Source organism: Paenibacillus sp. FSL H3-0321, from assembly GCF_038002865.1.
GTDB lineage: Bacteria > Bacillota > Bacilli > Paenibacillales > Paenibacillaceae > Paenibacillus_AQ.
This window is the reverse complement of the sequence record NZ_JBBODH010000001.1, coordinates 5,738,229-5,762,745: the sequence shown is the minus strand read 5'-3', so window position 1 is coordinate 5,762,745 and position 24,517 is coordinate 5,738,229. Positions and strand designations below refer to the sequence as shown.

General features: G+C 53.0%; 23 protein-coding genes. 4 read left to right on the top strand and 19 right to left on the bottom strand.

All coding sequences use genetic code 11. The annotated features are described in order from the left end of the window. Positions 1-41: 41 nt before the first annotated feature. The 11 genes from cobS to cobD all read right to left on the bottom strand — a co-directional run bounded on the left by cobS (position 42) and on the right by cobD (position 11,622). Positions 42-722, bottom strand: coding sequence for an adenosylcobinamide-GDP ribazoletransferase (gene cobS, locus MHI45_RS25785; RefSeq protein ID WP_341119656.1), 681 nt, complete (start codon positions 720-722; stop codon positions 42-44). Further along, positions 719-1,267: a bifunctional adenosylcobinamide kinase/adenosylcobinamide-phosphate guanylyltransferase gene (gene cobU / locus MHI45_RS25780; protein WP_341119654.1), complete on the bottom strand. Its 549-nt coding sequence runs from the start codon at positions 1,265-1,267 to the stop codon at positions 719-721. Before cobU ends, cobS begins: the two co-directional genes overlap by 4 nt. After that, the gene (gene cobT, locus MHI45_RS25775; protein WP_341119652.1) at positions 1,264-2,325 is read right to left on the bottom strand and encodes a nicotinate-nucleotide--dimethylbenzimidazole phosphoribosyltransferase; all 1,062 of its coding nucleotides are present in this window, start codon (positions 2,323-2,325) and stop codon (positions 1,264-1,266) included. Before cobT ends, cobU begins: the two co-directional genes overlap by 4 nt. Positions 2,326-2,738: 413 nt before the next feature. After that, entirely contained in the window at positions 2,739-3,902 is a 1,164-nt protein-coding gene (locus MHI45_RS25770; RefSeq protein ID WP_341119651.1) for an aminotransferase class I/II-fold pyridoxal phosphate-dependent enzyme, read from the bottom strand. Positions 3,903-3,915: 13 nt separating this feature from the next. Beyond that, positions 3,916-4,905, bottom strand: coding sequence for a D-alanine--D-alanine ligase (locus MHI45_RS25765; protein ID WP_341119650.1), 990 nt, complete (start codon positions 4,903-4,905; stop codon positions 3,916-3,918). 15 nt (positions 4,906-4,920) lie between these two features. After that, positions 4,921-6,375, bottom strand: a complete 1,455-nt coding sequence (locus MHI45_RS25760) for an aminotransferase-like domain-containing protein (RefSeq protein ID WP_341119649.1) — start codon at positions 6,373-6,375, stop codon at positions 4,921-4,923. Between the two features lie 284 nt (positions 6,376-6,659). Then, positions 6,660-7,382, bottom strand: a complete 723-nt coding sequence (locus tag MHI45_RS25755; RefSeq protein ID WP_341119648.1) for a histidine phosphatase family protein — start codon at positions 7,380-7,382, stop codon at positions 6,660-6,662. A 59-nt stretch (positions 7,383-7,441) separates the two neighbouring features. Beyond that, the gene (locus tag MHI45_RS25750; protein ID WP_341159865.1) at positions 7,442-7,642 is read right to left on the bottom strand and encodes a hypothetical protein; all 201 of its coding nucleotides are present in this window, start codon (positions 7,640-7,642) and stop codon (positions 7,442-7,444) included. 25 nt (positions 7,643-7,667) lie between these two features. Further along, the gene (cbiB, locus tag MHI45_RS25745) at positions 7,668-8,627 is read right to left on the bottom strand and encodes an adenosylcobinamide-phosphate synthase CbiB (protein ID WP_341119646.1); all 960 of its coding nucleotides are present in this window, start codon (positions 8,625-8,627) and stop codon (positions 7,668-7,670) included. A 37-nt stretch (positions 8,628-8,664) separates the two neighbouring features. Then, entirely contained in the window at positions 8,665-9,621 is a 957-nt protein-coding gene (locus MHI45_RS25740; RefSeq protein WP_256718195.1) for an adenosylcobinamide amidohydrolase, read from the bottom strand. 906 nt (positions 9,622-10,527) lie between these two features. Further along, on the bottom strand, positions 10,528-11,622 hold the full coding sequence (cobD, locus tag MHI45_RS25735; protein ID WP_341119840.1) for a threonine-phosphate decarboxylase CobD: 1,095 nt from the start codon (positions 11,620-11,622) through the stop codon (positions 10,528-10,530). 224 nt (positions 11,623-11,846) lie between these two features. Between cobD and MHI45_RS25730 the strand changes: the two genes are divergently transcribed. Then, on the top strand, positions 11,847-12,848 hold the full coding sequence (locus MHI45_RS25730) for a lipoate--protein ligase (protein WP_038587155.1): 1,002 nt from the start codon (positions 11,847-11,849) through the stop codon (positions 12,846-12,848). A 202-nt stretch (positions 12,849-13,050) separates the two neighbouring features. On the opposite strand, the gene MHI45_RS25725 is transcribed toward MHI45_RS25730, so the two are convergent. The 4 genes from MHI45_RS25725 to MHI45_RS25710 all read right to left on the bottom strand — a co-directional run bounded on the left by MHI45_RS25725 (position 13,051) and on the right by MHI45_RS25710 (position 16,608). Then, entirely contained in the window at positions 13,051-14,193 is a 1,143-nt protein-coding gene (locus MHI45_RS25725) for an ABC transporter permease (protein ID WP_076114623.1), read from the bottom strand. Then, positions 14,190-15,137 (bottom strand): ABC transporter ATP-binding protein, encoded by a 948-nt coding sequence (locus tag MHI45_RS25720; RefSeq protein ID WP_076114624.1) that lies wholly within the window; start codon positions 15,135-15,137, stop codon positions 14,190-14,192. Before MHI45_RS25720 ends, MHI45_RS25725 begins: the two co-directional genes overlap by 4 nt. A 21-nt stretch (positions 15,138-15,158) precedes the next feature. Further along, complete coding sequence (locus MHI45_RS25715) at positions 15,159-15,734, bottom strand: TetR/AcrR family transcriptional regulator (RefSeq protein WP_076114625.1); 576 nt, start codon at positions 15,732-15,734, stop codon at positions 15,159-15,161. Positions 15,735-15,894: 160 nt separating this feature from the next. Further along, entirely contained in the window at positions 15,895-16,608 is a 714-nt protein-coding gene (locus MHI45_RS25710) for a metal-dependent hydrolase (RefSeq protein WP_038587143.1), read from the bottom strand. 241 nt (positions 16,609-16,849) lie between these two features. On the opposite strand from MHI45_RS25710, the gene MHI45_RS25705 reads away from it, so the two are divergent. Beyond that, positions 16,850-17,773, top strand: coding sequence for a DMT family transporter (locus tag MHI45_RS25705; protein ID WP_076114626.1), 924 nt, complete (start codon positions 16,850-16,852; stop codon positions 17,771-17,773). 91 nt (positions 17,774-17,864) lie between these two features. Further along, a complete protein-coding gene (locus tag MHI45_RS25700; protein ID WP_038587139.1) occupies positions 17,865-18,671 on the top strand; it encodes a Cof-type HAD-IIB family hydrolase in 807 nt (268 codons plus the stop codon). 141 nt (positions 18,672-18,812) lie between these two features. On the opposite strand, the gene MHI45_RS25695 is transcribed toward MHI45_RS25700, so the two are convergent. The 4 genes from MHI45_RS25695 to MHI45_RS25680 all read right to left on the bottom strand — a co-directional run bounded on the left by MHI45_RS25695 (position 18,813) and on the right by MHI45_RS25680 (position 23,849). Further along, positions 18,813-19,931, bottom strand: a complete 1,119-nt coding sequence (locus MHI45_RS25695) for an IS4 family transposase (protein ID WP_341119327.1) — start codon at positions 19,929-19,931, stop codon at positions 18,813-18,815. 427 nt (positions 19,932-20,358) lie between these two features. Then, positions 20,359-22,170, bottom strand: a complete 1,812-nt coding sequence (locus tag MHI45_RS25690; RefSeq protein WP_179091759.1) for an ABC transporter ATP-binding protein — start codon at positions 22,168-22,170, stop codon at positions 20,359-20,361. Positions 22,171-22,183: 13 nt separating this feature from the next. Further along, on the bottom strand, positions 22,184-22,765 hold the full coding sequence (locus tag MHI45_RS25685; RefSeq protein ID WP_179091760.1) for a GNAT family N-acetyltransferase: 582 nt from the start codon (positions 22,763-22,765) through the stop codon (positions 22,184-22,186). Positions 22,766-23,069: 304 nt separating this feature from the next. Beyond that, the gene (locus MHI45_RS25680) at positions 23,070-23,849 is read right to left on the bottom strand and encodes an MBL fold metallo-hydrolase (RefSeq protein WP_076111176.1); all 780 of its coding nucleotides are present in this window, start codon (positions 23,847-23,849) and stop codon (positions 23,070-23,072) included. Between the two features lie 183 nt (positions 23,850-24,032). Between MHI45_RS25680 and MHI45_RS25675 the strand changes: the two genes are divergently transcribed. Then, a complete protein-coding gene (locus MHI45_RS25675) occupies positions 24,033-24,479 on the top strand; it encodes an HIT family protein (RefSeq protein WP_038587134.1) in 447 nt (148 codons plus the stop codon). The last annotated feature ends 38 nt before the right edge of the window (positions 24,480-24,517 follow it).

Genomic DNA, 24,517 nt, shown 5'->3' with positions numbered 1-24,517 from the left:
TAGCATACGCCGGAAATGTAGCTCTCCGCAGAGCCTTCCGGCTACATCAGGTTGTGCAGCAGCACCACCAGCAGGAGCAGCAGCGCTACCTCCAGCAGCTCGTTCAGCGCGCCGTACACATCGCCGGTGAGCCCGCCGAGCCGGCTGCTGATCCGCCGCGCCGCGAGATGGCCGCAGAGCACTGCGGCCACCGGGGCAAGGCAGGCCGCCGCCAGATGCTGCGGCCAGGTGCCGCTTGCCGCGCCGAGCGCAAGTGGCGCAGCGGCAGCGGCCAGTGAGAGCAGCGCGGCGGTGAGCAGCGTGCGCCGCTCCTGCCGGGGCTGCAGCTCCGCGAAGCTGGCTGCCAACCCCTCATTGCCGCGGGCAACAGGATAGCGGGCCATCGCCCGCACCATATACCAGCGGCTCCAGACCGGCGGCAATAACAGCAGCGGCAGCTCGTAGAAGGTGCCGCCTTCAATAAATGCCGCCAGCAAGGCGGCCTTCAGCAGCAATAGCAGCACGCAGGCCAGGACGCCCATCGCTCCTACGCGGCTGTCCTTCATGATCTCCAGCATCCGCTCCCGCGAGCGGTAGCTGAGCAGTGCGTCGGCACTGTCCATCCAGCCGTCCAGGTGCAGCCCGCCGGTCAGCCCTACCCACAGGATGAGGGTGATCACAGCGGCAGGCCATGCCGGCAGCAGCCAAGCCGCTGCAGCGGCGGCATCCTCCCGCGCACTCATAGCAGATACTCCCTGCTTTTCAGCTCAACCGGTATTCCGGCGGTGACGAGAAAGACCTGCCGGCACTGCCGGGCCAGCAGCGCATTCATCCGTCCGGCGAGATCACGGTACAGCCGTCCCAGTGCATATTCCGGCACGATGCCGTCGCCAACCTCGTTCGTAACCAGAACGAGCGTCCCCTGGAAAGACGCCACACTGTGCTCCAGCCTGGCGATTTCCTGCTCCACCCGCTCTTGTCTGTCCGCCTGCCCTTCCACGGCCAGTAGCACATTGGAGAGCCACAGGGTCAGGCAGTCTACAAGCACCGCCTTCCCCCCGGAGAGACGCTCCAGCAGAGCCGGCAAATCCAGCGGCTCCTCCAACGTCTCCCACTGGCCGCCGCTTTCTTCGCGCTGCTGCCGGTGCAGGGCAATCCGCGCCTTCATCTCTTCATCGAACGCTTGCCCGGTCGCCACATAGAAAGCCTGACCGGCCAGCGACAGTGTCAGGCGTTCGGCAAAGCTGCTTTTGCCGCTGCGCGCGCCGCCTGTTACAAGGATGCTCATCGGTTCTCCGCCCCGGATACCCCTGCGCTTTCGAAGGTGGCCATTTCGCGCATAATCCGGCACACCGCCTCAATCAGATGAAGGCAGAGGGCGCCCCCTGTTCCTTCGCCAAGACGCAGCCCAAGGTCGAGCAGCGCTTCCAGCCCCAGCCGCTCCAGCATCAGCTTATGCCCCTGCTCCCCTGAGACATGCGAGGCAATCATATAATGGATGGACTCCGGTGCAAGTGCTTTGGCCGCAAGCGCTGCAGCGCCGGAGATGAAGCCGTCAAGCACAACGGGAATCCGTGCAGCGGCTGCGCCCAGAATAAGACCGGCCAGACCGGCGATTTCAAGGCCCCCTACCTTAGCCAACACGTCGATAGCATCGTCCGGATCCGGTGTATTGATCTGCAGCGCCCGTTCCACCACTGCGATTTTATGGCGCAGCCGCTCATCATCAATGCCAGTGCCCCGGCCTACAGCGATCTCTGCGGGAATGCCTTCCAGTGCACACATCACCGCAGCGCTGGCTGTCGTATTGCCGATGCCCATTTCGCCAGTGATAAGTATCTCCGTTCCACTCTTCACCGCTTCCTCCGCCACGTTCACCCCGGCCAAAATGGCTCTCAGCGCTTCCTCCCGGCTCATCGCCGGTCCCTGCGCCATATTGCAGGTTCCACGCCGCACCTTGCGGTCAATCAGCTCCGGATGGCTCAGGTCACCGCCTATTCCGATATCCACCAGCTTCACTTCTGCCCCGCCTTGGCGGGCCAGCACATTCACCGCCGCGCCGCCGCTGAGGAAATTATGGGCCATCTGCACCGTAACCTCCTGCGGAAATGCGCTGACTCCCTCACTGCAGACACCATGGTCTGCAGCCATAACCACTACGGTGCGTTTGCCGTAGCTTGGCTGTTCCACACCGGAGATTCCCGCCAGCCGGACGGCCAATGCCTCCAGCCGGCCAAGGCTTCCCGGCGGCTTAGTCAGACTGTTCAGCCGGTCCCCGGCGCGCAGTATCGCTGGTTCATCGGCGGGGACAATCCGCCCGATCACTTCTTCCAATGCTGAAATCATAGTTACTCCTCCTGTTTCTTCTATTACAACTCTATTTGAATAACCGTAGCTCCACGCAAGTGGAAACGGCTTCGCCGTCCTTAAAAAGGACGGTATCCGTTTCAGCGAGAAATAGAAGGATAATTTATAGCGTGAAGCATATAAATTCTTATATTTGCACAAAGCCCCCTTCTCCAAAGAAGGGGGCTTTGTGCTGCCACTGCTGCTGCCGCGAACTATTTTAGTGCATACCCCTATTTCTTCCTTAAGGATTATAGGTGATATAGCAGGATCATACAATTACATTTTTACCTTCATGCGCTTGGAAAGCTGTCTATACCGCTGCTTCCGGGTGCAGAGCTTCAATACTGTCTTGCGGAGAACTTCTTCACACGTATGATCATTTGCATTTACGCTTGCATTTTCGTTTACATTCATATTCTTACTTTCATAAACCCTTCCATCCGCTCCAGCGCTTCGGTCAGCCTCTCTGTGGATGTCGCATAGGAGCAGCGGATATGCCCCTCGCCGCCGCTTCCGAACACATGTCCCGGAACTGCGGCAACTCCAGCCTCCCGCAGGAGGCGCAAAGCAAATTCCTCCGATTTCAGTCCGGTATGAGCGATCGACGGGAAGGCATAGAACGCACCTTGCGGCTGATGGCAGTGAAGTCCGATGGTTCTGAGGCCCTCGACAAACAGGGTTCTGCGCTGGCGGAAGCATGCCTTCATCCGGTCTTTGTCGGGCAGCCCGCTACGCAGGGATTCGATGGCGGCAATCTGGCCCAGCACCGGCGCGCACATCGCGGTATACTGATGTATCTTCAGCATCGCTGCCAGCAGCTCATGGTTCCCGCAGATATAACCGACGCGCCAGCCTGTCATGGCGAATGCCTTCGAAAATCCGCTGATCACTATCGTCCGCTCCTGCATACCGGGGAGCGAAGCGATACTAACATGAGTGCTGTCATAGGTAAGCTCCGCATAGATTTCATCCGACAGCACGAACAGATTGTGCTCTTTTACAACTTCTGCAATCGGCAGCCAATCCTCGTAGGACATGACCGCTCCCGTAGGATTATTCGGGAAATTCACTACCAGCAGCTTCGAGCGTGGGGAAATGGCCTTCCGCAGCGCTTCCGCTGTAAGCTTGAAGCCCTGCTCTGCCGTAGCCTCCACCTCAACCAGCGTCCCTCCGTTTAAGTGAGCAATTGGCGAATAGGCAATATAGCTTGGAGAAGGGATGATGATCTCATCACCCGGAGCCGTGAAAGCGCGCAGTGCCAAATCGAGGGCTTCGCTGCTGCCCACCGTAACCATGATCTCGTCCGCAGGATGATACTGCAGTTTAAAGCTGCTCCCCAGATATTGGGCGATCTCTTCTCTAAGCTCAAGCAATCCGGCATTCGGGGTGTACATCGTTTCCCCGCGGTTCAAAGCACGGACGCAGGCAGCTCTTACATGCTCAGGTGTAGCGAAATCCGGTTCACCTACGCCCAGTGATATAATATCGTTGTTACCGGCAGTGAGATCAAAAAAAGCCCGGATGCCCGAAGGCGCAATCTCCCGCACACGGGGAGCTATCCAATCCTCTGCCATCTTGCGGTTCTCCTTAAGCATGACCTGCTACCTCTGGCCTTTCTTCTTCCATCTTCGTCACCATTACCTCTTGCGTTACTTGAACTGCCTGATTCGCTCGCCGTTCCTTCAGAGAACTTTCGATAATCTCATCCAGCAGGCTGCTGAAGGTGAATCCGGCCGCAAGTGCGCTTTTGGGCAGCAGGCTCGTTTCGGTCATGCCCGGAAGCGTATTGACCTCAAGTACGTAGGGATTCTCATTCTTCAGCAGCATATCCACCCGTGCATATACCGAGCATTTCAGCGCACGATAACAGGCCAGCGCCGCCGCTTGCACCCGCTCCAGGATCTCGGCAGGCAGCTGAATTACCCGTTCGTCGGCTCCGCCCTGCTCATATTTGGAGCTGTAATCGAACCAGTCCGCGCCCAGCGCATGGATGCCGATAACGGGCAGCAGGGTTCCGCCGAGGATCGGGCAGGTAATCTCCTGACCTTCGGTATACGATTCGACGAGTACCGACTGGTCTGCGGCAAAAGCTTTCTCCACCGCGCTCCGCAGCTCCTGCGAGCTATTCACTTTGGTCATCCCGATGCTGGAACCGCCTGAGTTCGGCTTCACCATCACCGGGTAACCGAGCCGTTCCAAGGCTTCCGGCGCAACATCCTCCGTCCGGTCCCAGCACAGCCAGTCAGGCGTAGGAACACCTTTGCTGCGGAGAATTGTTTTGGACAGATGTTTATCCATGCACAGGCTACTCGACAGCACGCCACTTCCGGAATATGGGATGCCAAGCGTCTCCAGCGTCCCCTGAACCGTTCCATCCTCACCATAGGTTCCATGAAGGGCCAGCAGCGCAAAATCCAGACCTTTTACCTGTCCGATCAGCTGTTCACGCTCTGTAATAACCACCGGGACAACCTCATATTTGCTCCGGTCCAGGTGCTTCAGCATTTCTCTGCCGGTATTCAGCGACACTTCATATTCAGAGGAAACCCCGCCCATTATTACGCCTACTTTTATCATCCCCATAACCCCTTTTCATCCCAGTAGTTGCCGTGCTGCCCTGCCGATAATCTCGATTCCCCTGCGGATATCCCCGTCAGCCACCCTGGAGAAGCCCAGGCGCAGCGTATTATGTCCTGTTCCATTCGTGAAGAAGATATCCCCCGCTGTAAAAATAACCCCCCGCTCACGGCAGGCATCCAGCAGCTCTCTTGTACTAAAGCCTTCGGGAAATGTTACAAAAAGATGCAGTCCGCCGTCTCCGCTTAGCCCAACATACGGCAAATACTCCTTGCAGCATTCCAGCGTCAGCTCGTATTTCCGTTTATATTCCGTTCGCGCACGTTTGAGGTATTTTTCCAGATGGCCACCGAGCAGATATTGATACAGAATGGATTGATCCAGCGTTGAAGTATGAATACTGCGGGCTCTTTTGACACTTTCCAGATAGTAGATCAGCTCCTGATCAGCCAGCACCCAGCCTACACGCAGTCCGGGAAACAACACTTTGGAGAAGCTGCCAAGATAGACGACGCTGTTCCCGCCGCCCGCCGCCGCGATTAACGGGGCTACATGTGAGCCCGAATAGCGCAGCTCTTCGTTGAAGCCGTCCTCGATGACCGGCACCCTGTACTCCGCCATCAGCTTCATCAGCCCTTGTCTTTTTTCGGGGGACATGACGATGCCGGTGGGATTGTGATAGGAAGGCACAAAATACGCGCAGTCATACTCCCGCTCCTCCAGCGCCCGTTTCAGTTCACCGAGGTGGATGCCGTCCCGCTCCATGGTTACTCCAGTGATATCAAATCCATTCAGCCGCATATTTTTGATAGCCGTATGATGGGTCGGATTCTCGCAGAGCACACGCCCATGCTTCTGGCCAAGTGCGGACAGCACCAAATCGAAACCTTCCGTAAAACCATTCGTAATCAGCATATCCTTGCCGCGCATATCCACGCCCTTATGCTCCATATATTGCCGCAAATAGTCTATTAAAGGCTTATACCCCTTGGCATAGCCATAGTTCAGCAGAACGTTGCCCTCTACGGACATGCGGTCCAGAAAGGCCCGCTTTACATTATCCAGATCAAACAGGCTCTCATCAGGCGCAATACTGGTAAAAGAAATCGTGCCCTTCTCCGCGCGGATTCCGCGCTTCATTATATCCAGTTCCTCCGCCAGCAGCGCGCGGCTGTTCATCCGCTCTTTCCAGTCCACAGTCCAGGAGGGGGCCGCCGCACTCTCAGTAGAGGCAGCAAGCGAAACATAACTTCCTTGACCCTGCACCGTATACGCAAAGCCGTCATCCGTAAGCCCCGCATAAGCGGAGATAATTGAATTGCGGCTGACTTTCAGCAGTGTGCTGAGCTCGCGTGTCGACGGAAGCTTCTGGCCGCCTTGGAGGGCGCCTTTTAGAATGAGATGCTTCAAATAATCCTTCACCTGAATATATACCGGACGTCCGGCAATGAGCTTGAAATCCTTAAACATGCTTCAATCGCCCCCATAGCTATCATGGCACAGTCGCCAGCGTAAAAAAAGAACCACAACCCCGGGATTTTCTTCCGGTGTGGTTCTATGGCGGGATAACCCGTGCTTCCAACGGTGATATAGCTTTTTAATTACATAATGTGGGTACTTTTCTGGGCACCGAGTCTCTGCGGACCCACAGCTTCGCAGTTGTATACTCATCACACGGACTAATCAATGCCTGCATCATGGGATTTCTTCTAGTGCTTACAGATACGTTTGGCTGAACGTTTTTTTGAAAAGGATTACCACTGCCACTTGCCTGCGCTCCGTACCAGTGTAAGTACTACCGCCGTTCCAGGCGGCGGAGCAGCGGCAGTACGGAAAGTCACGTCCTCCAAAGCCCGTGCCAGCAGCTGGCGGATTACACCGCCGTGGGTCACCAGCAGCACACGCAAATGCAGCGGCTCTTTACTAGGGTGGTGGTCCGGAGCGGCAGTTTGGACGGTACTGTCTTCAGGGAGCGGGCTTAATTCAGCCTCATCCCCGTTTGCTTCGGCTGCCTGCCTTAGTTCCTTTAAAAACGAGTCCAGCCGCGCTTCGAACGCCTGCCAGGATTCCCCGTCAGGCGGTGTGACCTCAGCAGGATCATCAATCCAGCTTCGATAATCGAGATTATTCTGCAGCTGCTCATAAGTACAGCCCTCCCACGCTCCGAAGCTCATCTCACGCAAACGGGAATCATAAAGGGCCGACGCCTCAAGACCTGGTGCGATGCAAGCCAATGTCTCCCGGCATCTGCGCAAATCACTGCAATATACCCGCCAGAAATCTCCGCGCAGTTCAGGCTGCTCCCTGAGCGCAGTCAACTCCTCCTGTGCTCCGGGCAGCAGAGGAATATCCGTGCTCCCCAGATAACGGCGTTCCTTATTCCACTGTGTATGGCCATGGCGGAGAAGAACTAACTGGAGCTTGAGTACTTTGGGCAGTACTTTGGGCAGCACTTGATCCAGTTTTGGAGCCAGCACCTGTGCTTTCTCATCCCTCGGCCTTGGCTCTTTCCTTATCTCCTGCTCTAGCACTTGTTTTAGTTTTGACTCTTTTCCGTGCTTTTGCCCTTGCTTTTGCTCTTGCCTTTGTTCTTGCCTTTGTTCTTGCTCTTGCCTTTGTTCTTGCCCTTGCCTTTGTTCTTGCCCTTGCCTTTGTTCTTGCCCTTGCCTTTGTTCTTGCCCTTGCTCTTGTTCGCGCACATGCTCATGCTCAAGTTCTTGTCCATGTCCTTGTCCATGTGTTAGATCTGTCATGCTCGCCGCTCAGCCTCCAATCCAAACCCATGCCAACGCTGCGCAGAAGCAGACGAATATTGCCGAAGAGAGCAGCATCAGCCGGGAGGTCACAATAATATCCTCCGGTTCCAAAGCACGCAGCGGGTCCCCCATGTAAGCCCGGAACGAAGTGATGCCGTGATAGACATTTTCGCCTCCCAGCCGAATGCCCAATGCTCCGGCAACTGCCGACTCCGGGTAGCCGCTGTTCGGACTGGGATGAAGGCGGGCATCGCGAAGCACGGTGCGCCAGCAGCCCCGCCAATCCAGCCGCAGCAGCCAGGCGCATAAGGTTAACAACAGCGCAGTGATTCGCGCCGGTATGTAATTGGCCACATCATCGAGCCGGGCAGATGCCCAGCCGAGGTCGCGGTATTTGTCGTTCTTGTAGCCGACCATGGAATCCAGCGTGTTCACTGCACGGTAAGCCATGGCCAGCGGTGCACCGCCCAGCAGGGCGAAGAACAGCGGGGAAATAATCGCATCGACGATATTCTCCGCCACGGTTTCCACAGTGCCGCGGACAATCTCCGGGCTGTCCAGCCCAGCCGTATCGCGGCCAACGATCATCCCCAGCGCCCTGCGCGCTGCGGGATGATCACCCTTGCGCAGCTCGACGTATACGGCAAGCCCTGCCTCCTTCAATCCTTTGGCGGCAATCGTTGTGGAGATCAGCCAAGCCCCGGCTGCCCAGCCGAGCCAGGGAGATGCCCAGGATAGGAGTCCGACAAGGAGTGCTGTCAGCCCCCAGGCTCCGCCCGCCACCAGCAGCGGCAGCAGGACCCCGGCCCGCTTCAGACTCCGCGGCTGCGAGACAAAGCGGCGGATCAGCCGCTCGATCGCAGAAATCGCCTTCCCCATATACACTACGGGATGGGGAAGACTCCTTGGATCGCCTACGATCAGGTCCAGCACATAGGCTGCCAGCAATATTAAGGCAAGACTCACGGGCGCTCACCCCGCCGGGTTATCAGGAATTGGCTGCTCATTGCCCGCCCTTCCTAGCCTGCTCCTGTAGAGCAGATGGCACAGCTTGGGTCAGTCGAGCGGATGACACAGTTTGAGCCAGTGGAGCAGGTGGCACAGCTTGAGCCATGGAGGCGCTTTGGATGGCTTGCGCCTTGGAATCGTGCTGCACAACTTGATCTGTTTGAGCCGATATTACTGGTTCAGCCAATTGTTCCACCTTGGCTGGCTGCGCAGATTGCGCCGGCTGCACGGATTTCACCGACTGCAAGCTGCCTGTAACAGCGGCATACACTAGCCGGCCAATGGCGCCGCCAAGATCAGTCGCTGTTCCTGCGTAGACATGCTCCGCACCGTAGCGCACGCTTTGGCTCACGGCAAGCACAATCGCATCCGTGGTTGTGCCGGTTGCAATCAGGCCGTTCTCGGGATCGGTGACGCCGAGATCGGCCAGGGCGGCAGCTTTGGCTTCGGCTGCCGTCATTACAGCATTGACCATCGCCGCCGGAGTCAGCCGCCCGTCAATGCCGACCATAATATTGATCGTGCCGGGGCGGTAAGCCGCCAGCACGGGACGTTCCACCCCGGCACGCGCGGCATTGCCCGAAGCGGCCGTCACACAGCAAAAGATGCCTGCCGAGCCGGTATCTTCTTCTATCACAGCTGCGTGCTCCAGCGGCACAGCAGTCATAAGGCCCGCACAGCCTTCTTGCGGGTAGCCCCATTCGTGCAATTTAAGCTCCATATCCCGCACAGGATCGCTGCACTCGTAATCACGGCTGACAAATTGGTTGACGGCCCGCTGTAGACGCCCCATTCCCCCGCCGTACACCGCACTCGAAATCCCATCCGCCTCAGCCGGGAACTCCAGCAGCAGATGTCCTTCCTTCCATTCCAGCACAAGCCCCGGCCATACCCTGCTCAGGTACACAGTTTCCCCGCCGGTAAGATTAAAAGGGATTTTCACTTCATCCATCTTCTATCCGTCTCCCCTCACAGTTCTTTTCCAAACTCTATGTACAGCATCAGCCTTGTTTGCAGTTTCAACCTCGTTTACACTTCAGCTCCTTGTTCACAGCTTACTGCGGCTCCGTAACTCCTACTGTAATTGTACTCAAAAAGCGGGCAAGAAGAAGCGTGCCATCCAACCGATCTCCCTAAACATTGCCGCACAAGGAGTGAATAACATAAAACTCTCATCGACGTTGGATTCTTGCTAAGTATTGAAGGACAGCCAGATCACTATGACTATGACTTTTATAAAAATAACCTTGCCTCTCAAACAAACCTTTTCTCCTCTAACCTGCCTCTTCTCAGCTAACCTACTTCTTCTCAACTAACATACTACTTCTCCTTTTACCTGCTTCTTCTTAGCTAACCTGCCTCTTCTCAGCTAACTTACTTCTTCCCCTCTAACCTACCTCTTCTCAGCTAACCTACTTCTTCTCTTCTAACCTACTTCTTCTCTTCTAACCTGCTTCTTCTCCTCTAACCTGCCTCTTCTCATCCTCAGCTATAGGGATAACTGCATTCTGTACAACTAAAAGCACTCATTTCAGGAGGAAATTTGATTTAGTTGCACTCCGTACATCTAAAAAGCCCGGTTTCAGCAGAAATGTCCATTTCAGCTACTCTTAATTGCACAAAATACAAGTAACTCTCAAACTACCCTGCAGCCGCACCTGATAGTTGCAGAAAATACATTTATTCCTTCATCTCATCACACTCATATTCGCTTCTACAGCCAGCAGATCTGCAAGCACATTACAAATAGTTGCAGCTCGGATCGCTATGACTGCCCCCTCTGCTAATCTCCGCAGATTGTTAATGTTCGCAGCTTATGCCACCTGCATCTATCTGTCTGAGCATGCAGCCCAGCCGATCATAAAAATTCCCCCTGCATAATCTCCGCCATCTGCCGGAGCAGCCGGGAATTGTCCTCGCGCCCCCGGACCGCGACGCGGATATGGCCGGGCCCCAGGCCGGCATACATGGCGCAGCTGCGCACCAGGATGCCACTGCGGCCCAGCCTGGCCTGCATTTCCTGCGCGGTCCATGGCGCAGGCAAGCCGGCGAGCAGGAAGTTGGCCTCGCCCGGCGGCACAGCGCAGCCGAGGTGCAGCAGACCCTGCCGCAGCACCTCCCGCTCCCCCGCGATTAACTCGCGGGTGCGTGCTTCATAGGCTTGCCCGCTACGCAGGCAAGCTTCCCCGGCCAGCAGCGCCAGGCCGTTCACGCTCCACGTCACCTGCTTGGCGGTCATTGCCGCCGCAAGCTCGGGATGCGCGACCGTGAATCCCAGGCGCAGCCCCGGGATGGCATAGAACTTCGTCATCGAGCGGATCAGCACCGACTGACGGTACTCCGCCAGCTCCGGCAGCAAAGATTGCCGCCGCTCCCCGGGAATGAAGTCGATGAACGCTTCATCGACCGCAAGAATGGCCCCGCGGTGCTCCGCCTTGCGTGCCAGCAGCCGGAGGTCGTCCAGCGAATACTGGACGCCGTTCGGATTGTTCGGCTGGCCGAGGAACAGCAGATCGACCTGCTCCAGCAGTCCGGCGATGCTCTGCACACCGGCCCGGTAATCCTGCTCCTTCGTTCCCTGAACGGACAAGACCTCCGCACCGAATTGCTCGGCAAGCTGGCGGTACTCGGAGAAGCAAGGCTCAATGATCCCTACCTTGCGCGGTGCTGCAGCCAGCAGTAGCAGCGCCATTGACTCTGCTGCCCCGTTGCCCACCGTAATCCAGCTGCTGTCCACTCCAAGACTCTCCGCCAGCAGCGACTTTAATCTGCGGTGTCCGGGATCGGGATAAGCCGTGACGGCTTGCCTGGAATCACGCAGCAGTTCAAGCACGCCGGGCGGCGGGCCCAGCGGGTTAATATTGGCGCTGAAATCAAGAAACAGGCCGTCCCCTACCCCATAGAGTTCCGCTGCTGTCAGCAAATCACCGCCGTGGCCATATTTTTCAAGCATAGTTCTGCACTCCCTCTGATCTTCCTCGCGGGTATGTTCTTCATTGACCCAATTATTGCCCCTTTGCCAAGAGTACGTCAATGCCCCGGCATCAGTGAATGCACAGTTGGGCACTTCAGCACACACGGCTGCTTATATGAAGAATGTTTTCTATTTTGTGAAATGCAAGCTTTTAGTTTAGAATAAATGCAGTAGTTAATCATGCCTAAGCGGAGGAATACACTATGCTTTTTATCGATAACACAGGAATCACAGACGCATCGATTAATCTGGCGATTGAAGAGTTTGCGCTTAAAAACCTGCCGATGGACGAAAGCTATCTGCTCTTTTATATCAACAGTCCGTCCATCATCATCGGCAAACACCAGAATACGATTGAAGAGATCAACCAGGAGTATGTAAAAGACAACAACATCCAGGTCGTGCGGCGGTTGTCCGGCGGCGGGGCTGTCTATCATGACCTCGGCAATCTCAACTTCAGCTTCATTACCAAAGACGACGGGCAGTCGTTTCATAACTTTCTCAAATTCACCCAGCCGGTCATCGACTATCTGCAGTCCATGGGTGTAAATGCCGAGCTTAGCGGGCGCAATGACCTTCAGGTCGGCGAGCAAAAAATCTCCGGAAATGCCCAATTCTCCACACGCGGACGGATGTTCAGCCATGGAACCTTGATGTTCAACCTCAATTTGGATGATGTGCAGGCTTCGCTCAATGTCAATCCGGAGAAATTCAAATCCAAGAGCACCAAATCCGTGCGCAGCCGTGTAGCCAACATTAAGGAGCTGCTCGGCACTGAAATGACGATTGAGGAATTCCGCGAAGGCCTGCTGCGTTCCATCTTTGGCATGGAGCCTTCCGAGGTTCCACAGTACAAGCTGACCATGGACGACTGGGTACGGATCAATGAAATTTCCAAGGAGCATTACCAGAACTGGGATTGGAACTATGGCCTGTCGCCGAAGAGCAATGTGAAGCATACCCGCAAATTCCCGGCAGGACTTGTCGATATCCGCATGGATATTGAAGACTCCATTATTCAAGAGATCAAAATTTACGGTGACTTCTTCGGCGTCGGCGATGTGGCAGACGTAGAGAACGCGCTGCGCGGCAAACGTTATGAGCAAGCTGAGGTCAGAGACGCTCTGTCCGGGCTCGATCTGAAGCATTATTTCGGCCGCATTGAGCCGGAGGACTTTATCGGGCTTATTTTCCTGGAAGAATAGCTTTTCGCAGTGGAAACGGCTTTGCCGTCCTTTTTAAGGACGGTACCGTTTCAGCGAGAAATAGAAGGATAAGTTATCGTGTGAAACATATAAATTCTTATATTTGAACAAGAACCAGCCAAGCTCCATTAACCCGGAGTCTGGCTGGTTTTTTAATGAAACAGCGGTTTCCAGCGCCGTTCCTTCCTCTCTTCACATTCAGTTATGCTTTGGAAAGCTTGCGCTTCTGGTACAGCAAAAGTCCTGTTACAAAATATATTACAGTGAGCAAAGCAATCATTGTGAAATCAAACCATACCTCATGTAAGCCTGCTCCATCGTTCAAGATGTGATTAAAAGCATTGGCAGTATGCGTAAGCGGCAATAAATCTGTGATCCCAAAGGAATGCCCGTGGATTGTAAATATACTCATCTTCGGCAGGGGGAACATACTCCCTGAAAAAAACATTAGAATAAAGAAAGGAAAACAGCCGACAGTTAAAACATCAAAAACGGTATTCAGGAAGCTTGCTACTACTAAGCTTATAGCAACCATGGAGAAGCTCGACAGAATCCCAACGACAAGGATAGCGCCAAATCCTCCTGCCGGTCTGTAGCCTAACCCAAGCGCCGTCCAATAGGACAGAACAATGGCCCCTGCTGCTACGATGGCTTGCGTAATACATATACCGGCAAGGAAATTGAATGCTCCAAGACGGCTGAGCTTCAACCTTATAAGTGTCTTCTTATCATTTTCCTTCACAATGGAAGCTGTGGCTGTAAACAGGATCATTAAAACAGCCAAAGAGATTAAACCCGGAACATAACCTTCAAATTCGTTCAACGGCTGTTTTTTCTCCAGAAAAGTTTCATTTATACTTGCGGGTAACGTTATTTCCGCTGCATCCAGCCCCTGTTTGCTTACAGCATCTGCCACCCATACCGCCGCAACCGAATATCGCAAATTTCCCATGCTTCCATAAAAGTTTACATGAGCAGGGTCTCCATTGTTCCCGGCAGCCTTGCCGGCTAATTTGTCAGAATAATCTTCAGGGATCACGATTCCTATATCTACGGCCTTTTCCTTTACCTTTGCCCTTAATGGCTCCTCGCCACCGAAACCGGTTAGATTAAATAGTTGCGAGTTGTCCTGCCCCTTCATATTCTCCAGATTGCTGATTAATTCGATGGACGCATGGCCTGAATCCAAATTCAGAACGCCTAAGTGATAGGTGGTAGGCCCTCCCCCGTAAAAAAGGTTCATCAGTACTAAAAAGAAAGGAGAGAACATCAAAACCATCGCGAGAACTTTCCAATCCCTTATATTTTCCTTAAAGGATTTGGTAACCGAAGCCGCCAGTCTCATTCCCGCAGCCCCCTTCCAGTCACAGCAATAAATGCATCCTCAAGCGTCCGCTTCCGGATCGTCATATCCTCTATATGTATGTTAAAAGCTTGCAATCTCTGGTTCACCTTCGGAATAAGCTCAAGAACTCCACCCGCCCCCAGCAGAAATAATCCATCCGAATAGGTTCGCTCTGTACATTCTTCCGGCATCGACTTCAGGACTTGATGGGCCAAATCTGCGCTTACCCCATTTACCCGTATCTGCAGAAGTTCTCCCTCCCCGGATTTTGCCTTAAGCTTCTCAGGAGTGTCTATCAAAAGCACCTTCCCATGGTCCATGATGGCTACTCTGTCTGAAAGTCTGTCGGCTTCATCCATATCATGTGTGGTGAGGATCACCGTTCTTTCTTGTGCCAGCTGTCTGATGAAGTCACGTACGAGTATCCTGCTCTGGGGATCAAGCCCTGCCTGAGGTTCATCCAAAATAATCAGCTTCGGGTCATGGACAAGTGCCAGCGAGATATTGAGTCTTCTTTGCATACCGCCTGACAGCGTCTTGGCAAGCTTATTTCTTTTCTCCCAAAGTCCAAGCGATTGCAGCAGGCTTTCTGCCTTATTACCGGCTGCTCTGGAACTTAGCCCGTAGGCCATACCGGCAAATTTCAATTGTTCAAGGCAGGTAAGCAGCTCCCAGATGACAATTTCCTGCGGACACAGCCCTATCATCCCTTTTACACGCTCATAGCCGGAGGACATGGAGATTCCATTTACAGTAATACGGCCTGAATCCACTTTGAGAAGACCGCACAGCATTCTTATGGTAGTCGTCTTACCGGCACCATTGGGTCCAAGCAACCCGAATACCTCTCCCTTGCGAACCGAAAAGCTTACATTGTCTACTGCGGGCAGTTCACCATATGTTTTGCTTAATCCTTCTACAGAAAGAAAGTTCTCATGCTCCATACATTGGATTACTCCTTTCGTTTATTTCAGCCAGACCTGTTCAAACCGTTCAACCAGAAGCTCAATATCCTCCTCAGGATGAATCATCGCATAAGAAACAACCCCATCGAGTGCCCCCATCAAGGAGATCCCATAGGCTTCAGGGTCCCTCAGATCAGCCTCTCCGGATTCCATTGCTTTTTGAAACATCCCTATAAGGAACGCGGTACTTTGATTTACATATTCTCTGTAATACTCCATAAGGGCCGGAGCTTGCAAAGCCTTTGACATCGATAAGAAAAAAAAGCTCAATTCTCTTGGCCTGCTTGCCCAATAGTTCAGATATTCTTTAATATATTGTCTTAATCCATCCATAGCACTGCTGTTCGAGTAAGCCTTTTCTGCCATTTCCATGATTGGCTCCGAAAGCTTCTGATTCGCCTCCATCAGGAGGACTTCCTTATTGGGAAAATGATGATAGAAGCCACCTTTGCTGACACCGGCCCGCTTGGCTATAGCATCTACAGATGCGCCATCATAGCCCTTTTCGAGAAACTCTTCTACGGCTGCCAGGAGCAGAGACTCCACTCTATGTTCCTTTAACTGTTTTTTTGTCATATTCCGTTCTCCATTCCGACCGTCGGTATGTTCAATATAACAAGGACTATTGGTGATATCTGTGAATTAATTAACATCTTGCTCAAGAAGGACGAGAAAAAAGGCTCCCCGCTGCTTGCAGCGGAAAGCCTTCAGTCCCCCAGGAGGGGCTTCGCCCGTCTCAAGGGGTGAGTACAAATGCATAAATGACCAGTACAAGCGTAAACACGATACAGAGATTCTCTACTGCATCGCCCTTCTTCGTGCCGGTGCTCATCAGCTTAAGCCGAAGCTTGAAGGGGATCGGAGGCAGCGGGGTAATTCCGCGCTGAGTCAACGAATCCGCCAGCAGATGCAGCGCATAGGACAGGCCGCCGGCAATCCACAGGCTGCCGCCGTCATTCATTTCCAGGGAGGCAAAATAGAGCAGCGCTCCCCACCCGGCCACGGCGTAGAGTGTATGTGTCAGCCCGCGGTGCGGGACCACGGAGGACACGACCAGCACGCAGGCGGCAATGTAGTTCCACGGGTCGTAATCGTCCGCGAACGCGAACAGTGCCAGCGCAATCAGCAGCATGACGAGATGCCGCAGCCTCCTGCCCGGCAGGAAGGACACGCTGCCCACCAGCAGCGCCAGGGCGATATTCCAGGGCGGAGCTGCAACCTCAGCAAAATAGAGATACACCGCTGCTCCGATCAGAGCCACCTGCAGGATGCGCAGCAGGAATTCGGGAATCGCCTTGCGCACCAGCAATGAATTCGGCTCATCAATATCGGGGAGAAGTGCGCTGACTGCCGCCACGGCGATCGCCGGAATCGTGATTTCATAGCCGAGCAGATTCATAACAGAGAGGGTAACCCCGGTGCTGATTACTAAATGGGATTTGCCCATCATAGAGAACCGCTCCTTTCTAAGTTGTCGAAATAAGAACAAGTGTGCGGTTATCGAAGTATACCAAGGTCTGGATTTTTTGTCCAGCCTGGCCTGAATGATTGAGCTTCACTCCTTATACCAGCTGGCCTTTTGCGCAGTTTCGGCTTGTCCTTCCCCCTGTTTTAGGATACAATTTGGACAACTTGATACAGCAGCTGAACTCTATCTAACCCTTCTTATATTCCAGGAAAGGATGACCACTGTGACCCGCTCCCGAATCGCCGATCTCAGTCTGCTGCTGGTAGCGATGATGTGGGGCTCAACGTTTCTGATTGTACAGCATGCCGTCAGAGTGCTGCCGCCTCTTGCTTTTAACAGTATCCGGTTTACGGGTGCCGCTCTGCTGCTGGCGCTGATTACCGCTGTTTTTTACCGCCATGAATGGAAAAAGCTAAGCTGGCGCATGGTGGGCCACTCCCTGCTGCTCGGCCTTTTTTTGTTTATGGGCTATGGCTTTCAGACGATGGGCCTGCTGTACACGACCACTTCCAACACCGGATTCATTACCGGTCTGTCGGTGGTGCTTGTCCCCTTCCTATCCTTGGCGCTGCTGAAACACGCTATATCCCGTTATACCTGGTTTAGTGCAATCCTGGCGGTGGCGGGACTTTATCTGCTGACCTTTACCGGCTCGGCATTCTCCCTGAATAAAGGCGACGGCCTGATTCTGCTCTGTGCTGTCGCCTTTGCGCTGCAGGTTGCCTATACTGGCGTGTATGCTCCGCGTTATCCGGCGCTGCCGCTGGCGACGCTGCAGCTCGCTTTTGTCGGACTGTTCAGCATTGTGGCTTCGCTCCTTGTGGACGGAACCGCACCGCTGGCTCACAGCGGAGCGCTGATCCTGAAACCGGATGTGCTGTGGGCGCTGCTGATATCCATTGGCCCGACGAGCGCGTTTGCCTTCTGGATTCAGACCGCCTGCCAAAAGTACACCACCCCGTCACGGGTAGCCATCATTTACGCTACGGAGCCGGTATTCGCCGTCTTGACCGGCCTTGCCTTCGGCGGTGAGACACTAGGCATCTCCGCTGGTTTCGGCTGCCTCTGCATCCTTGCGGCCATGCTAATGGCGGAGCTCAGCCCTGAACCGGCCAGGAACGGAGTTCTGCAGCAGGATAGAAACTGAGCCTGAAGCAGGTCTGAACAGCAGTACAAACCATCACCACAAGCCGGAAATACAAATACAAATAGATAAAACTAAGGAGAGAACCACACACATGTACAAATTGATTGCTATCGATATTGACGACACCCTGATCAATGATGAGAAAGAAGTAACCCCCGCAACACAGACCGCACTGGAACAGGCCGTTGCCGCAGGCGTTGTCGTAACTCTGGCTACCGGTCGCGCTTATGCTTCAGCACAAGCCATCGCCCGTCAAACGGGACTGAATGTGCCAATCATCACCTATCAAGGCGCATTGGTGAAGAACCTGATGGATGAAAAAGTACTGTACGAACGTTATGTCCCGCAGGATGCCGTACGCAAGCTGTTCACCTACTGTGTGGAGCATGACCTGCATCTGCAGACTTATATTGACGACAAGCTGTATGCCCGCGAAGAGAACCAGAAGCTGATTGATTACTCTGCGCTGAACGGAACTCAATACTATATTGAGCCGGATTGGGAAAAGCTCGTTCCGCAAAAAACGCCAAAAATGCTCATCATCGACGATCCCGCATTCCTGGACGAACTGTCACCGATTCTGCGTGAGCTGCTGGGCGATTCCGTCCACATCACGAAGTCGAAGCCGCATTTCCTGGAAATCATGCATCATGAAGGCACCAAAGGCCTGGCGCTTGAGTTCCTTGCGGCCCACTTCGGCTGCGAGCTGTCCGAAACCATTGCTGTGGGAGATTCCTGGAACGACCACGAAATGCTGGAAGCTGCCGGCCTCGGCGTCGCTATGGCCAATTCTATTCCTGCGCTGAAGGAAATCGCTGATTTCATTACACTCAGCAATAACGAAGACGGTGTTAAGTTCGCTATTGATAAATTTATTCTGAATAACGTAGAAGCTTAAGCTGAGGTAAACCTTAGGTAGTGTGCTGTAATGATAGGGAATGCGGATGATTCGGCGGGAACCGGGATTTTGAAGTGTGCGATTGAAGATCGCATAAGTAACCCCCTGCTTAAATGTATTTGCTGCAGGTCTGTTGATTAGCTAAATTATGGAAGTGGGGAACACTACATTGGCTAAATAAATCCTCCATTCCGGTGGTAAAGTTTCCAAAGTAAATAACCGGTCAAAGTCGACGAATGTTAATTTAGCACTCGGATGCACCGCAGCATTTCCCTGCTCAAACAGGAACTTAAGCAAAACATAAATCAGTAAAGCTGTGTACAGCTGTCCATACACTGCATTTGGTGTTGTTCCGAATAATTTTGGAATGTTTAGATGCTGCTTAATCCAACGAAAAAAGACTTCGATCTGCCACCGTTTTTTATAGATTTCTGCAATTCCTTCGGGGGAATACCAGTGCAGATTTGTGGCGAGAATAACGGGATTTCCTTTGGGATCCTCTAGGATGACCACCCGAAATCTGTTCTGGGAGAGTGCCATGTTCTTTCCCAATTGGCAGGTCAAATCTTGCTTAATACTTCCCGAAAAGGGACGCTTTCGACATCGTGAGATTGGATTCGTAAAGGTTGTATTATCCCGAAGCCGAATCACAAAATACTGCCGGTTTTCCTGCTCTTGGTAACTGTCAAACAGCTTGTGTTTACCATAAGACCGGTCTGCCACCAAAATAAATCTTCTGTCCAGCAGGTCAGGGCAACTCTTCAAATCAGGCTCATATCCAGTCGTTTCGGTAACTTTGTGCAATTCGCCTTGGTCTCCAATGATCCCCACGTGTAGCTTAACGCCTGCTTTTTGGCCTTTGTGCGGAGCCCAAGTCAACCGTCCCAGACCTACCGTAATCGTAGTGGAATCAACGATTAGCAGCTCCTTCGGAATACCGAGTACACGCCGAGTCTTTCGATTGCACAGCCCAATCATGAGATCTAGCAAACGCTTGAATAATTGAAAAGGAACGTCTTTGGCTTTTTTCGAGAGGGTTGAGTGATCCACAGAACGCTGCCCACAAAGGGCCATTCGCTGTTCTCCGTCCCGATACCCCTCCCACTGCTGGAAGGCGGCTTCGGCCAAAAATAGAAATAAATCATAGACAGTAAACTTTCGCGCCACATCGATATACTTTAGTTCTTCCAAGAATGGGAGCATTTTTTCTTCGGGAATCACCAATTGCAGAATATTCGATAATGAAGTAGACTTTTTCATGAGGTCGCCTCGTTTCGGATGTTTGTAGGGGTACAAACACTTTACCGAATGAGCGGCCTTTTTTCTACCTTTTTCTGGTTAATCAACATGCCTATATGAAATACAGTTAACCGCAATTGCGATTAAGCAGATCACTCAGTCTGTACGATGAACCGCTCATTACCTGACTGCTGATTACTCAACTAACTAATAATACGCGTTCTGTCGCTCAGGGCCGCATTGGTGCTACTGTATATCGCATATTTATTCTCCGCCCTGGCCATTATGCAAAAGGGTGCTTAGTCCCGGGTCTGTAGACCTTGACTAAGCACCCTTTTGTTGTCTAGCGTGGCACACAGCTAGCAGAATGCCGGGAAATCTATTGGCTCCGCGCCTGTCATCATCGCTTTTACCTCACCAGCACACCTACGCTCCGCGCCTGTCATGCTCACCTCTGATCCGCCAGCTCCCGCTCTCCGCCGCCAGTGAGCTCCTGCGCTGCGCTCCAGTCCTCCAGAGCATCTCCCTCTTCCAGCTCCAGCTGGGAATGATAGAGTCCATGGTAACGCCCCTCAGCAGCAAGCAGCTCATCATGGCTGCCGCGCTCCACAATCTCTCCGTTCTCCATCACCAGGATGACATCGGCGTTCTGGACCGTTGAGAGCCGATGGGCGATGACGATCGTTGTTTTGTTCTTCATCAGCTTGCGGATTGCTTGCTGGACCATTTTCTCTGATTCGTTGTCGAGCGCAGCCGTCGCTTCATCCAGCAGCAGGATCGGCGCGTTCTTCAGCATCGCCCTGGCAATCGATAACCGCTGGCGCTGGCCGCCGGACAGCCGGGAACCGTGCTCACCAATATCCGTGCCCAGCCCCTCCGGCAGCTCCAGCACAAAATCATAGGCATTCGCCTGCTGCAGTGCCTGGATAATCTCTTCTTCCGACGCATCCGGCTTGCCGTTCCTTAGGTTGTCGCGAATGCTTCCGGTATATAGACCCGATTCCTGCGGAACGTAGGCGAAATAGCTTCGCAGATGCCCGAGGCTCATACCGCCAGTTGAATTTCCATTGATCAGTATTTCACCGTCATCCGGGGTGTAGAATCCCAGCAACAGCTTAAATAATGTCGATTTACCGCCGCCGCTTGGCCCGACTATGGCCACATGCGAACCCTGCCGCAGCTTCAAGCCAACCGTGCTCAGACTCCATTTGTCAGACTCCGGATAACTGAACGATACATCTGAGAGCACTAATTCCATAAACTCAGGTTGCTCCGCCTGCGGCTTCGGCAATGTATCTACCTCGGCGGGAGCATCTATCACTTCAAAGATCCGCTCCGCCGCACCCAGCGACTGCTGCATGGAAGCAACAAGCCCCGGGAGTGACGAAAACGGGCCCACCAGAAAATTCATCAGCTGAATAAACGCAATCATCGCCCCAACCTCAAGCGAACCCTTGGCGACAAAGAAACCGGCAGTAATCAGCGCCAGAATAAAGGTTGCGTTGCCCAGAAACGAAGATAACGCCCCCGTTGCTCCCTCGATTCTTCCCCGTTTCATCTCTCCCGAAATAATACTTTCACTATGTCCACGGTATTGCTTAAGCAGCCTCCGCTCAATCGAGAAGGACTTGAACACCATGCTGCTGCCAAGAATATCATTCAGGAATGAAGTCGTCCGGCTCATGCTCTCCTGAAGCCTCACACTGTTCACACGCATCGCTTTGCCGAATATTTTCCCGGTCAGAAACAGCAGTGGCCCCATTGCAAAACAAATCAACGCAAGCAGCCAGTTAATATACAGCAAATAAGCAAATGCAGCCAGCGCCAGCACCGGATTGCGCACAAGATCAATCATCACCTGTCCGCAGGCTTCGCCGACCGATTGGTTATCATTGGTGAACCGGGACAGCAAATCTCCGGAATGGTTACGGTCAAAATAGGACTGCGGCAAGCTAAGAGTGTGTTCCATCATCTCCAGGCGGAGCCCGTTTCTGATTTTGGCGGAGACATTATTTTTAAAATATGAATCCACATAACCGTTCAGTCCGACAGCCAGCAAGTAGACAACGCCAAAACCGATCAAGCCCGTAAATGCACCCACATCTAGCCGGACAGCAGCATCCGTTATTTTGGATAGATACCAGGCTATCGTAAGATCTAGAACAACACTGAAAAGAGTAGTGAAAACTAATACAGTATAGATCCCCTTGTGCCTCAACATGTATGTACTTAACCTCGAAAATACCCCTTTTCGCTTCAAAACATCGCCTCCATTAAAATTCAGCCCCCCGCACCTTCGCATATACCTTGCTGTCATGCAGCTCCCCGTCCGTGCCACGGTTGCTCTTACGAAGAATACCGTCCAGCTTAAATCCCGCCCGTTCGGCTACAGCCGCGCTTCTGGTATTTCTTGCACTGCAGCGGATTTCGATGCGGTTCGCCTCAAGCTCCCTGATGGCAAAATTGGTGATTCCGTTCACTGCCTCCGTGATATAGCCCTGGCCCGTGCAAGAGCTTCTGATCCAATAGCCGATCTCAAAAGCGCGGATATCCCAGTCGATATGATGCAGGCCACTGCAGCCAATGAATGTACCGTCAGCTTTGTTGAAAATGTGCATATTGAGCATGGAACGTTTCAGAAAGTCCACCCGCGACTCCCTAACGTATTGCTCGGATTCCTCCAGTGTAGGCATGCTCTGGGCGAAGGGCATCCACGGCTTCAATTCATTCAAGCTTTCTCCAATACCTTCATTTACCGCAGCCCCATCCCCCCAGAGCGGAGCACGGATAAGCAGGCGTTCGGTTTCCAGACTTTCCGGAATATCAAGCATAATTGGAATCAATGGTTTAGTCATAACCGTTCAGTTAGCCTCCTTAGATAAATTGTTCATCAAAAACCCAGAACAGCATATTTTATCCTCCTTATTGTAGTTCTTCTGTAACTTTCTGAAAATAAAAACTAATACACTGCATACAAAAGAGAGTAGGATGAGGCAAATGGTGAAGGGCCACTTATCTGCGGGATGAGCATAACCCTGCCGCTGTCGCCGCTGCATTGGCGAAAGTGCTGCACAAGGTGCGTACTCTATTCCTATGCCTGCCGAACACAAATAGGGACCTCATCCAGTGCTGTACAGCACTGGATGAGGTCCCTATTCCTTACTCTGAACGTGTGAGCGGGAGTCTTAGGCCCGTAACCGCCAGCGTCACATTTTCCGGCAAAATATAAGCTTTTCTCAGATCCACATCATGCGACATATGTGTGTACACGGCGCGTGCCGGCTGAACTGTCCGCAGTAGATCTGCTGCTTCCGTCATATCGTACACAGAGCGGGTCGACAGCTCCGCCGCCTCATAATAAAAGCTTGTACCCAGTACCAGCAGATCCAGGCCATGCATGCGCTCCGTTTCCTGCGGTGTAAGGGAGATGGAATCCGGACAATATACCCACTTATACCCCTCCTTTTCCAAGCGGAAGGCGTAGGAGTATCCATTTTTGCCGTGATTCACTTTCCACGTGTCGATCTGCCAGCCATCCAGCTCGATCCCGTCATCGCACGGTATCATCTGTATATTGCGGTCCAGCCATGGATATTGCCGCAGAATCACCGGAATCACCTCCGCAGGCGCGAACAGCTCCCCTTTATATCCCATCCAGCGGCAGGCATCTGCCCATTCGGGCAATCCGCCAATATGGTCAAAATGAGCATGGGTCACCAGCAGCCTGCGCATGGTACGTTGCCCAAGCGATTCCATCTGCCGCCGCCAGTCCGGACCACAGTCAATCGCCAAAAAATCACTGCCGTTATCTATAAGCACGGAGGAGCGAAGCCGCACATTCAGCCCGCCCGCTCTAGCCTCCATGCAGGTCTCACAGCTGCAATATACCCGGGGAACGCCCATTGCGTCGCCTGTCCCCAAAAACACCAAGTTATCCATCTCTAATCTCTCCTTCAGTTCCCGGTGCGGAAGTTTAAGTAACCCCCATTATAGTACATCTCCCTCTTCATCTCATTATTATTAAAGCTCTCCATGCAACAAGCATATTTAGCACAGCGGTGAAAGGGGGGAACTGTTAATGTAAAATGTGGATTTGAAGAACGCATACAGGAGGTTATTTTCATGGAAGACTGTTTGATCTGCAGACGGATTGACATGATTAAAGAAGACACCAATCCCTACTTCGTAGCTGAGCTCGAAACCGGCTATGTGGTCATTGGCGACCATCAGTATTTTGAAGGCTACACTCTTTTTCTCTGCAAGGAACATAAACGGGAGCTTCACGAACTGGACAGCGGCTTCAAGCAGAAGTTTCTTATGGAAATGAGTAAAGTCGCCGAGGCGGTCAACATAGCTTTTGAACCGGATAAGCTGAACTATGAACTGCTTGGCAACGGTGATTCCCATATACACTGGCATATCTTCCCGAGAAGATTAACAGAACCGAATCCTACTCATCCTGTTTGGTGGACGCCCAGAGAGACGATGTATTCAGAAAGTGTCAGACCGAGTCATGAGGCATTGGAAGAATTGAAGCATAAACTGCGGGGCGCGTTGGAGAAGTTGTAGGCTGACAAGTATAGGCTTTAAGATTACATATAAAAACA